We start from the raw sequence: 12,081 nt of genomic DNA on the forward strand, positions 1-12,081 counted from the left end.
ATTGATCAGCCCACCAGCTATATCGACCTTGCAGGCTTAATGCGCGATGCCATCGCGCAAGACCCATATCGCAATAATAGTGTGACAGCAGCCACACTCGCCGCCAGCATCACCAGCACGCCTTATGTGTCTGGTAATGAAGCAGTGACCGTGGTGCGTTATAGCGATGATTATTATCTGCATTATCAGGGCGGCGCTTGGGCGAACTATCGCTACCAATAAGCGCCGCTAGCTGAACTGCCTTGCTCTAGGATCTAGAAGTCTGCGTAAGTTCTCAGCAAGCGTGGCGGATACTCAACCAAGCCGCGCTTAGGTTTTATTTCGTAGCGCAAATACAGCTGCAGCACATTGGGCGAGTAGAACTCCGCACGATCGATGCGAAAGCCTGTGCCAATAAACCAGTTCGGTGCCACGCGCTTTTCCAATGCACCTTGCAAGCTGTAACTCATGCTGACACCGCCGCCACCGCCAGCATAAATCGGGTTAGTCAAAATGGGATTCGCACTCGCATTAGCTACCGCTAGAGCCTGCAAAGCCGCATCGGTTGGGTGGTAGGGGCTGTCTTTCGATGTCGCCCAACTCAAACCAACACTTGGCTCGAGCAGATAAGCATAGTCCTTCCAACGCCCCGTCCAACGCACAGGAAAATCTAAGCTAAGGTATTGCTGCGGGCTGTAATAGCCGCCATGACCAAAGCTAAACTCACTCAGATCTTTAGTGAAATGCCAGTAGGTCAAACCTAAGCCGGCATTGACTTGAGTATCACGACGATCGATCACGTCATGACTCTGTGACACCGATAAGCGCAACTCTTCGTTGGTCGCCACCGATGTGCCTGTGAGGACTGCTGCGCGACCACCAATTGCTCGCGTGCGGCCATTGACACTATTGCTAAAGCGGAAGCTTGCACCAGTGCGCACCACCCCGCCCCACACACGTCCAGACGCCGGATCGCGCGTGCCGGCATAAGACAGCAGGCTGCTTTGCACAGGCCGGCGAAACAGCTCCATACTTTTATAATGCGTGGCATCGGCATCGCTATAGCGCAGACCGCCAACCCATGAAGTTACGGCAAAGCCTAGCGGCGTAGTGCCTAAGTCAAAGCGGTAATTATCTGTCTCAAAGCCGACGCCAAGCGCTATGCCATCGGCCGATTGGCTAACTGGCGTGATGCCTGTGGGGGACTTAGCTAAGACTTGGCCGAACGGCGCTTGATCACGCAAATTCGTCGGCAAAGCACCGGCATCAATGCTGACCTGATCGATATGGCCAATGAAGTGGCCGCGATAACCAATAGGCCAGTAAATTTCCGTGGGAATTTCTGTCACTCGCGTGGTGGAGATACCGTCGGTGCCGGATTTTTCACGATAGATGAGCCCGGTGTGAACATAGCCATCAAGGCGTTTTTGGTTGCGTGTGAGTGCGCGCTCGGTCGCGGTTTTGGCAAACTCAACCTCTACGCTTAAGGCATTGGGATTACCCACCGGTTTGCCCTCAAACTCGCTTGCTTGAGCAAACCATTGGAAGGCTTGAGCATGATCGCCCGCGGCCTCGGCCATTTCGCCACGACCTAAAAACGAGTCGACTTGTAAGCCACCGAGTCGGCTATTTTGTGCATTCGTTAAGCGTTGACGCGACTTTGTGTAAGGGGCAAGTGTGGCCGTTGCTCCAGCCGGATCATTGCCGGCAATTAGCACGTCAGCGAGCGCAAACTGCCAGTCGATGTTGCTAGCCTGCGGATCAGCGCTTGCTTGACGCTCACGCATCCACTCCACGCCGTTAGGCAGTTTTGCACCAGGGCGCTGGATAAGTATTTTGGCCACTTGGGCGCTGGCATCTGGATCGTCTTGGCTTAATCGCTCTGCCTTTACAAAAGCTGCTTGACGCTCACTCAGGCTTTTCGCATCTGCCAATATTTGCAGCTGGCGACGCAGGCGCAGCTCATCGGCATAACGCACGATGGACTCGTTGAGCTCAGACTCCGGTACAGCAGCGAGCGCTGCTTCGGCGTCATCAAAACGATCTTGTGAGCTAGCAAACAGCGCATAAGCATAGGCACTGGAGCCATCGTTCAAGTTCGCAAATGGTGCCATGACGGCATCACCTTCATCTCCACGCTGCTGACGCTGCAATACTTTCGCTAAATCAAAAGCAAGCCACGGGTCATTGGGGGCTTCATGCTGAGCTAAACGTAAGCGCTTTTCTGCTGCAGCAAAATCACCTTTCTCAACCAGTGCATCTGCCTCATCACGAAGCTGGCCTGCTTTCACTCGCGCCAATGTTTCACGCAGCTCTGGCCTATCACCCACCTCAACCAATAACGCTCTGGCCTCAGCCACACGTCCTTCTTGTGCCAGCCAACTCAGATAATTACTTAAGCTGCCTTCATGGCCTGGCGTGAAGCGTAGCGCCTCTTTCCATGCAGCCTCAGCGCCAGCTTTATTACCTTGCTCCGCCAAAAGCTGGGCACGCAAATTTAAGGCATCGGCCTGATGCGGCTGCAATGCCAAAGCCTTCGAAGTAGCCTTTAAAGCCTCATCGAGGGATATCGTGTCACGCGTCTTTCTCGCGCTCGCCAAGCTAGCCCAAAATGTGGCTGTGCGTTTGAGGCTTTGCAGCTCACTACGAAGATCTGGGTTATTAGCCTTCAGAGCTTGTGAAAAAAGTTCTACCGCCTCGGCATGCCTGCCTTCCCGCATACGAATGCGACCAAGGCCGGCTAAAGTAGCTGCGTCATTTCCACGCTGCTTCTGCAAGGCCAGTAACGCCTTCTCAGCTCTACCTGTTTGGTCATTTTGCAAATCACGCAGCGCCGTCTCACGCGCAATAACAAAGGGATCATTGCGCCGCTTTAGTTCGGCGGCCGCCTCGGCACGGCGCTCACCTTCTGGACTAGACAGCATGTCATTTAAGGCTTCTCGATAGCGCTGCTGACCAGGGTTGTCTCGAACTAGCTGCGCTAAGCCATCGGTGGCAGTCGCCCAGTAAGCGGGCACGCTCGCTAGCAAACGGTAGTAACGCAGCGATAAGTCGCCGCCTGGCGGGCCTTTCGGAAAGACACGCCTAGCCATGACCACGGCAGCTTCACCGCGACCTGTGCGCGCCATAATTTCCGCTGTGGCAAAGTCGCGGCCATCGCCACTGCTTAGGCGGCGATAGGCTTGAGCTTGAGCTAACGCTGAAGAGTTTGGATGTGCTTTTACTAAGGTCGCAATCGCGGCATTAGCTTGGTTAGGCTGGTCAGCACTGTAAGCAAGCTGAACGCGCAGCAATAACGCCTGAGCATTTGTCGGCGCAATGAGCAGTGCTTTATCAAGCGCAAGCTCAGCTAAGTCGGGACGGTTTTTATCCAGCCATAACTGCACCGAAGCCAATTGCGTGTCGATCGGGGCTGCCAGAGCCAAGACACTGGCAGAACTAGTCGCAATGGCAAGTGCCAAAGATCGTAGGCGCATCACAAACACTCCGATGAGATCTGCACGCGGCCATCTCGCTGAAATTGAAAACGTTGGTCACGCCATAGCACGCTAAAGAGCGACAACACTTCGGTGTAATAGCCTTTGCGAGGCTGTTCGGCGCGCGCGCTTATGGCAGCTAAACCGGCCTTGTCGCTAAGCTCAGCTTGCGCCTGCAAATAGGGCAAAGCCGCTTGTGCAAAACCGATGGGGTGATGGTCCGAAATTACTTTTGCGCTTTGAGTCTGTACGCGATCTGAGATGAAGCCCTGCTTCATTGCGCGAGTAGCCCATGGCGCAAAATGGCTGCGTAAATTGGCGCTCAAAGGGTCGTCAAACGGCATCATGCCCAGCCACAGATACACGCGGATGGCGTTGTAGGCGCTATCGCCATCTTTGTCGGGCCAGTTAATGCTGCCGGTAGCAATATTAAGCACAAACCAGTCTGGCGAAACGGCTTTCGGTGCACTCTCGCGCAAGAGCTTTTCGCTGCTTTGCACTAGCTCCTGCCAAACTGCATCTTCCGTCCACACAGCCAAGCCGCGCAGCACGCTGATCGGCCAGTAGCTTGGGTTTAAGCGCCATGTATCTTCAGTCGGATGAAACCCAGTCGGCCCAGGCAGCAAAACTCGGCCATAGCGCGGCAACACCACGGTTTCAGCTTCAATAATGCGTTTAGCCAAGGCTAGGCCGACTTCGCGGTAGCGTGTGTTTGGCCACAGTTCAGCAGCGGCTAATAAGCTGTAGGCAATCCACACATCGGAGTCACTGGCAGCGTTGCGATCTAGCACACGCCATTGGCCATCATCGGCCTTGCCCCATGACCACGCTGGCAAATGTGTACGCAAGTCGCCAGCAGCGAGGTTGTTTTCTGTCCATTGCAGAAGCTGGTCGAAACGCGCCTGATCGCGATTCACTAGTGCAAAAAAAAGCGCGTAGCTTTGGCCTTCAGATGTAGTGATTTGCTCCGGCACGCTGGCATCAATCACTCTGCCATCGCTGCTGATAAAGTCACGTACAAAGCCAGTCCACGCTGGATGAATGGTGCAGACATCACTAGCGGCGATGGCGCTGCCAGCCGCGCTCGGCACCGTGCTTGGTGGCGAGCCGGCGCAGGCGCTAAGCGCGGCCATCAGCGAAAGTAGAAGTACGCGCCACATCAGGCGCTCACTTCACTAATCGGCGTTTGGCGAGATAGTTCAAGCCAAAGAACATCAGCATGGCAACAAACAAACCTAAAACGATGGAAGCGATTGCGAGCAAAATTGGCTGCCCCGAGAACACCAGCCACATCCGCGTCATGACTGGCAAATGGCCAACGTGATAAATCTTCTGGGTACGGAAGCTATCGACCTGCTCGCCATTAACCAAGGCCACATCGCCCTGCATACGCTCGGCGAGCTCATTTCTGTCCATGGCATCGAAGAGCTTTTGCAGGCTGTCATTGCTAGTCGCATGCAGCGCCACTACCGTATGACCTGGACTTTTTGGCGACTGATAACTGGTCAGCGCACTATGCTCGCCATTAGCAGAGAGCATCACGGTAATGTCGCGACGAGCAATCGGGTCGCCCTGCGCTGTTAGCCAACTCGACTCGGCATCTGTCTGCGCTTGCGAGCTTCTGAGCACGCGCATCACACGAGTCATATAAGACGGTAAGCCAGGAATCCACTGCGTGCGTATTTCAATCGCCGCTGGGCTGCCAATAATCAGCAAGTCTTTATCGGCGACTTTATCGACCGTTGAGACCGTTGCCACGCTCAAGCGCACGCCAGGAAAACCAGTAGTGGCGCTAAATTTAGCCACACTATTGAGCATGGCGGTAATGTCGCCAGCACTAGGCTTATCCGATAGCACGACAGCGGTTTGCGCCAAATCGGCATAGCGCGTGAAAGGGAAGCCAGCTTGTGCAAACACGCTTAAATTGGGCATGGCGATATAGTGCGGGTAGCGCGAAAAATCGATGGTGGAATCTGGATCGATCGCTGCCACCAAGCTATCGCTGATCAGCGAACTACAGAGGTTTTTCTTCGACACTTCGGGCTGATAGCGCAGCTGCAATTCGTTGCGCACACCAACATAAAATGGTGGTGCCGACAGCACTTTCTTGGCTTGGATGCTGGCTTCATCAAGCACGGGCAAGTTCAATTGCTTAGCATCCGTTTGCTGCCCAGGCAGCAATGGATATGCCGTCACCAGCTGGTTATTAAGATAGACACCCAAGAGCGAATTATCGTGACTAATAGGCGGTGTGTAGCGATAGCGCAAGTCGATATCGATGCCGCGCACGCGCCAGGTAAAGAGATCTGGTGGCAGACGTAGATTGAGGCGAATCGGGTCGCGATTGGCATAACTACGCTGCAGCTCGTAAGGCTCTTTAATCAACTCAGCAAAGCGAATCGGGCTGGTTGTCCGCACCCAATTAGGCGCGTCATTGGCTAGGCGTGCCTTACCTAAATCGACGGAGCGAATCTGTGCCTGCGAGCCACTCATCAAAACATTACCCAAAGCCAGCGCTTGAGCGGCCTTGCGCAAATCACCACCATCGCGGCCGCGAATAACTAAGTACTTCACTGCTGGGCGCTTGTACGCTGAAATAATATCAATCGTCGGCCCAGATACCGATGGCAAATTTAAGCCACGAATACGGTCACCATTTTTAGCAAAAATCACCGCATGGCCAGCTGGCAAACTATTGATTGTTGCCGGGAAGCGCGCGCTGCGATAATCGGCAGACTGACCAAACCACGACGCTGCAATGCCCGCAGCAGCAAGAGTGTCAGTGCTAGGTTGGGCACTAAAAACAAATGGCAGGTTCAGGCGCCTATTATCGCGTTTATCAAAAAATGGCGCCGGCAATAAAGCCAAGTCATTCGGTAATGTCACCGGAGAGACCTTCAACAATAAACGGCTATCCTTGCTGATATTGGCCCATAAACTAGTGTGTGCAGGGTCTTCGCAGCCCAAGGTGTAATGCCCGACCAAAGATAAACGCAGCTGGTTAAAGTCGCTGAAATAGCGAGGATCGATATTCAGTCGCTGCACAACCGGCTCGGGCGATGTTTGTTTTGGCAGAGGAATAATCCCAACCACTTCATTGTTTAGATAAACCTTGAAGTGCGACAAGCCTTCGAGCATGGCTGGCGAGTAGCTCATATTGAGCTCTAAAGTGGCCGACTCGACCACTTCGTCGGCGCGCACACCCACATTCAAGTAAGCATTATTATTGAGGCCGATGAGCTCGTAACTGCCCGCGCCCATCTCGCTAAAGCTTCTTGCGTAGCTGCGGGCAGTAGGAATGAAGCCCTGTTCAGCTTGGGCCTCTTGCTCAGAAGCATCTGCCACAGATGCTGCCTGCACGCCGGTGGCGCAAAGCAGGACCGCCAGCAAAGCAGTCATGGGCATTGATGATGAAACGAGGCGCGTAAGGTTCATGGGCGCTCCACAGCAGAAGTTATATGGCGCACTCGGCGCGAGCGCCAAAATGCAGGAATCAATTGAAACAGCTGGCCGTACGCGTGCCAGCACAATTTATTAATGCGTGTGAGACTTTGCCAAGCATTATCACCCACTACTGGTGAGGCATACCACGCACCAGGACGGGCAAATGTACAACGCACCAAATTCGCCTCATCACGCAATGTTAGGTTTTCATAGCGCAGACCAACACGGCGGCCAGCGCGCCACATGACCTGTGCATTAAAGGCCATCTCATCTTCGTCAGAAGGTAGAAGTACTCGAATATGTTCGCCGTCATTTAGCTCAATGCCATCGGGCAAGATCACACCAAGGCCTGTCATTGAATAGTCTAAAGACTTCGCTCGAATGGCCTGATCACCAATGCGATAGAGCACTATCGACATCTCGCCATTGACCCGTGGCGACACACGTAGCTGCATGCTTTCGCGAGAAGCACCCATGGCAACGCCGAGCACGACTAAGTTGTAGAGCACCCAAAACACGTTTAACAGCACCGTGCCGATCTCACCGTTTTCTGGCGATAGGATGCGTGCGATACCAAAAAATAAGCCAGCAACGTTAATCACAATCAGCAGCAAATAAGGCTTGGCGATACCCCAGTCGTAAAAACTCGAATCGACCAAGCTACCTTTCGAGGTAACGTTGAACTTGCCGAGCTTGGGGTTAATCAATGCCATTGTGGTTGGCACCGCGATATACCACGCCAGCACCGTCTCATAGACCTCAGACCAAAATGAGTGCCGATGCTGCCCCTGCGCACGCGAATTGGCCAAGTTGGCATGTATAAGCTGGGGCAAAATATAGGCAATAATGGCCGCGGCCGATGTGGCGATCAAATGCAGGCCAAAGAATAGATAGGCCATCGGAGCGAGTAGAAAAATAAGGCGCGGAATGCCATATAAAAAATGCAGCATGGAGCTGGTATAACAAAGCCGCTGCGCCCATGTCAGGCCAGGCCCGCGCCACGGATTATCGGTGCGGAAAATTTGAATCATGCCGCGCGCCCAACGAATGCGCTGGCCAACATGACCGGCAATACTTTCCGTCGCCAAGCCCGCAGCCTGAGGCTTATTGATAAATGCCGTGTTGTAGCCTAGGCGATGCAGCTTCAATGCCGTATGCGCATCTTCGGTTACCGTCTCTACCGCGATACCACCGACCTCAAGCAACGGCCCACGCTTAATGACTGCGCACGAACCGCAGAAAAAAGTCGCATTCCAAAAGTCATTACCATCCTGCAGCAAGCCATGAAACAGCATGTCTTCCGCTGGCTCGCCGTCTTTCATGCCGAGGTTGCGGCGAAAGGGGTCAGGCGAGAAAAAATGGTGCGGCGTTTGCACTACGGCACACTTCGGGTCTTTCAAAAACCAACCCATGGTTGAGCGTAAAAATGGCCGCGTAGGAATATGGTCGCAATCAAAAATAGCGATGTAGTCACCGGTGCTGTATTGCAGGGCGTGGTTTAAATTGCCGGCCTTTGCGTGGAAGTTATTGGGCCGTATCAGGTAGTTAACGCCAGCCTCTTCGCAGAAGCGTCGAATATTGTCACGGCGACCATCATCCAATACCCATATCGATAACTTATCCGCCGGCCAGTCCAGGCCCAAGGCCGCCAGCACGGTGGGGCGCAGCACTTTTAAGGGTTCATTATAGGTGGGGATATAAATATCAACACTCGGCCATTCGCTGCGATCGGCCGGCAGCGGCGCTTCCTCACGATTCAATGGCCAAGCCGTTTGGAAGTAGCCCAGAAGTAAAATAGTGACTGCGTACAGTTCGGCAGCAAACAAGATAAGCGCGAAAAACAAGTCGACGGGCTCGCCTACGGGCATGGTCGCAGTCACTCGCCACCAGAGGTAGCGCAGCGTGGCCACTAAAGACAAGGTGAGCAAAAACACGCGCGCCGTTTTACCCGGCATCTGTCGCGCAAACATAGCCAGACCGATCATTAAGATGGCGAACAAAGCTTGATCTAGAGGTTGCAGAGGTGTGCTAACAATGAGGCCGAGTAACGGCAAGCAAACGAAGGCAACTAACAGCCGCAAACTCAGCGTCATTGTTGGCAGCGTTAGCGCTAGGCCATCGAGGCGCTTACCCAAAGCTGCGCGATCAACGCGAGCATCTAACCACGATTGCACAGGCGCCCAAAGCTGTTGGCAGAGTCGCTTAAGGTGACCTATACCCCGCGCCATAAACTGCAGCAGAGATTTCGTGTTTTGGTATTGATAAGCCTGTGGCAGCACGAATACGCGCCATAGCCATAAATGCATCGGCGCTGGCTGCTCAACACCTAGCTGCGACGCTACCCACGCGCGAAGTCGTAGCGCTAAACTATCAAGAATAGGGATAGCTTTGCGCTGATTTGCAGGCAGGACAAATAGCCACCACCACTTTAGGTTTGGCAGATTTCTCCAGTGATCAACCCAGCGCGGCGCCACAGCGCTATCTTGCTCACGCATCGTTGAGCCACTCACTACGCATCCAGTTCGCTAAACCTAATAAGTCATGCGCTGCCTGACTGAAACTGGCAAACCAAACCACCGTTGTGCCCTCAAGCAGAGCATCAGAAACCAATTCGTCTTGATGTATTGGCAAAGGCAACAGCTCTTCACCAACGAGTTCGCGCCAGCTTTTAAGCAGCTCGCGCCGCGAGCTTTTACTGGCATTGATTTGATTGAGGATATGACGGTGCTGGCAGCCGCTTGGCAGCACTCGAACATCGCTGCCCGTAAATGCTTTTTGCGAGGCGGCATCGCATAGCCAAATCGATAATGCCGATGTCGCCACGCGCTCTGCGTGATCGCTATAGGCATTAAAGCCACTCGGGGTATCGATAAATAGAACATCGACGTCATCAAAAACAGGCGACAGTAGCGTCTGCTCTAGCCAGTTTGGCTGCTCGTCCAAATGATGCTCAATGGATTTACGCTGCGCTGCGGTGATTTTGCCAAAGGGGAAAACACGCAGGTTTTCACGTGGCGACCAATAGCTTTTATTGGTAATTGCAGAAGGCTCGCTAGCATCTAGCAGTGTGTGTGCCCAGCCTATTGTTTGCTCATTAAAGCCATCGAAGTGTTGCGAGACAGTATTTTGCGGATCAAGCTCTAAGACAGCGACCTTGAGACCCTGTTCAGACAAAATGGCAGCAAGATTAACCGCGAATACCGTGCGACCTACTCCGCCTTTTCGTGAAAACAACGACACGACTCGCATAAACAATCCTCAACACAACGTCGCTAATCCGACAACCGTAATAATATAGTTTCACTATATACTGGATATACGAGAGTTTTTTTGTCTTTTTGCAGGAGTTGTGATGGCCTTTGATATGTTCGGCTTATTCAGTAGCCGTGAGCAAAAAGCTGAACGCTCTATTCTTTCTACTTATGTGCCTTGCTCAATTGGCATTGAGGGCCTGCCTGCCGAAGCCGCAGAGATGCTGCAAGGCGGGCTCTATGCCGTCACGCTACCCAGCAGCCAAGCCACTACGCCATTGGCCATCGACACATTAACCAACGGTTTGCAGCAAGGTAGCCGACTCGTGCTCTGCTCGCCGCATGCGCAATCGTTGGTTGCACCAATGTCGGCATTAGCTCGCGACCATGAGCAAGACTCTTCAGCCATCGCGCTCATGCAGATCGACTCACTAGTGCTAAGCCAGCCATCTCGTAATATTTGGGATTTCCTCGAAAGCCTAGAAGCTCAAAAGGCGCAGAGCGCTGACTGCATTATTTATCTTAATGCTGGTGGCCTGCTTGCTACCGAAGTGCGCAGCTCCAACTTGCGCCAACTCGGCATTTTGCGCGAATGGCATCGTCACCATCGTTGCACCGGCGTTTTTATCATGGCCGAAGAGACTCATATTTGGCCCGTGCTAGTGCGCCATAGCAAAGAGCTCGATGGCCTTGCCGGCCTCATGCATGATGATAATCGCATGACCTGGCGCATCAATCATTGGCGCGCATCCAATACCGTTCTCGAGGATGCACGCTACGGCATGGGCTCTCGCCAAGATGGCAGGCTATTTACACTTGGCCTGCACCAGCAGCCCGAAAACAATCTGCGTGGCGCCGAAGATGCGCATCGAGTACTCAGCTGTTGGAACCCTGCGCGCTTTGGTCAAAGTACTCCAGTTAACTGGGAGATTTTTGATGATACCGCCGAGCTCATGGACGAAGTCACTAAGACTGCCATTGCCGCCACAGTCATCCTTGATCACTATGAAATGCAGGCATTTGAAGTGCTCGCGCGGCAAGTTCATAAGCTGCGTATTGCCTGTGGCCGGCGCTTGAAAATCGTCATTCACGAAGTCGATGACACATTAAATTATCAGCAGGAAATGCAGCTCTATTATATGGGCGCCACACGACTACTACGCCGCGACTTAGAAATATCCGAATGCTTTCGCGTAATTTCATCACTAAAAGGTCAGTGGTTTTGGCGCGTCATCGAGCCAGACTTCGATCAATTCTTTGCCAGCGCCCAGCCTACCGAAAGTGTTGGCTATCAAACGCCCATCGACTTCGCCATCACTGCCGAAGAGTTCATGCGCGTTAGCACCAACACCAATATCGATAGCGTTATCGTGCGACTCACCCTACGTTCGGACTGCCCGCATTTGACCGCTCTCGACGCCTTTAGGCCTGATCGCCCCGGCATCTTTATCACTAACGACAACCAGTATTTATACCTATTCCTGTTTGCCTGCCCGGCCTCAGACGTCGATACATTGATGGGCAAGCTGTTTAAAATGGAGGTCGGCTCCTTATTCGCCTTCTATGAAATCATCGTCTTAGCGAATGAGATTGGCCAAACACTAGAAAAAATTCGCTACAACGCTGAGTTTGTTGGCTACACTGATTACTCAGAACACTTATCCCAAGCACTAAACGCTCGCATCGACCCTACGACAGGATCTCTATTATGAGCTACGATTTCTTCCTGCTCTATTTGACTGCCTTTATTGGGTTCGGGCTGATACTGGGTTTTATCGTGCTCTTCCTGGCTTATAAAAATCGCATTGCGCTGCGCTCATTGCTCGCACCGATTCGCATTCGCCGCAGCCATTCACTGGTTAAATCCATTCCCTTAAGAGGGCCATCCGCGCCCTCTTCTAAGGCATGAAAACCAATCATACTAATATGGG

8 protein-coding genes are annotated in these 12,081 nt (G+C 53.0%); 3 read left to right on the forward strand and 5 right to left on the reverse strand.

Annotated elements, in window-relative coordinates; translation table 11 throughout:
* A partial coding sequence (gene bcsG / locus AC3DKE_RS04730; RefSeq protein WP_487990152.1) for a cellulose biosynthesis protein BcsG occupies window positions 1-222 on the forward strand: 222 nt, incomplete at its 5' end.
* 32 nt (window positions 223-254) lie between these two features.
* On the opposite strand, the gene AC3DKE_RS04735 is transcribed toward bcsG, so the two are convergent.
* Genes AC3DKE_RS04735 through AC3DKE_RS04755 form a run of 5 tightly spaced genes read right to left on the reverse strand, consistent with a single transcriptional unit; the run spans window position 255 to window position 10,148 of the window.
* Window positions 255-3,455: a cellulose synthase subunit BcsC-related outer membrane protein gene (locus AC3DKE_RS04735; RefSeq protein ID WP_487990153.1), complete on the reverse strand. Its 3,201-nt coding sequence runs from the start codon at window positions 3,453-3,455 to the stop codon at window positions 255-257.
* Window positions 3,455-4,615: a cellulose synthase complex periplasmic endoglucanase BcsZ gene (gene bcsZ / locus AC3DKE_RS04740; RefSeq protein ID WP_487990154.1), complete on the reverse strand. Its 1,161-nt coding sequence runs from the start codon at window positions 4,613-4,615 to the stop codon at window positions 3,455-3,457. Before bcsZ ends, AC3DKE_RS04735 begins: the two co-directional genes overlap by 1 nt.
* 7 nt (window positions 4,616-4,622) lie before the next feature.
* The gene (gene bcsB, locus AC3DKE_RS04745; protein WP_487990155.1) at window positions 4,623-6,890 is read right to left on the reverse strand and encodes a cellulose biosynthesis cyclic di-GMP-binding regulatory protein BcsB; all 2,268 of its coding nucleotides are present in this window, start codon (window positions 6,888-6,890) and stop codon (window positions 4,623-4,625) included.
* Entirely contained in the window at window positions 6,887-9,394 is a 2,508-nt protein-coding gene (gene bcsA, locus AC3DKE_RS04750) for a UDP-forming cellulose synthase catalytic subunit (protein ID WP_487990156.1), read from the reverse strand. Before bcsA ends, bcsB begins: the two co-directional genes overlap by 4 nt.
* Complete coding sequence (locus tag AC3DKE_RS04755; protein WP_487990157.1) at window positions 9,387-10,148, reverse strand: cellulose synthase operon protein YhjQ/BcsQ; 762 nt, start codon at window positions 10,146-10,148, stop codon at window positions 9,387-9,389. Before AC3DKE_RS04755 ends, bcsA begins: the two co-directional genes overlap by 8 nt.
* 103 nt (window positions 10,149-10,251) lie before the next feature.
* On the opposite strand from AC3DKE_RS04755, the gene AC3DKE_RS04760 reads away from it, so the two are divergent.
* Together AC3DKE_RS04760 and AC3DKE_RS04765 are read left to right on the forward strand one after the other, a co-directional pair.
* Complete coding sequence (locus AC3DKE_RS04760) at window positions 10,252-11,862, forward strand: BcsE family c-di-GMP-binding protein (protein WP_487990158.1); 1,611 nt, start codon at window positions 10,252-10,254, stop codon at window positions 11,860-11,862.
* Entirely contained in the window at window positions 11,859-12,059 is a 201-nt protein-coding gene (locus AC3DKE_RS04765) for a hypothetical protein (protein ID WP_379072368.1), read from the forward strand. Before AC3DKE_RS04760 ends, AC3DKE_RS04765 begins: the two co-directional genes overlap by 4 nt.
* Window positions 12,060-12,081: the final 22 nt, after the last annotated feature.

This window comes from Paraperlucidibaca sp. (assembly GCF_982810325.1).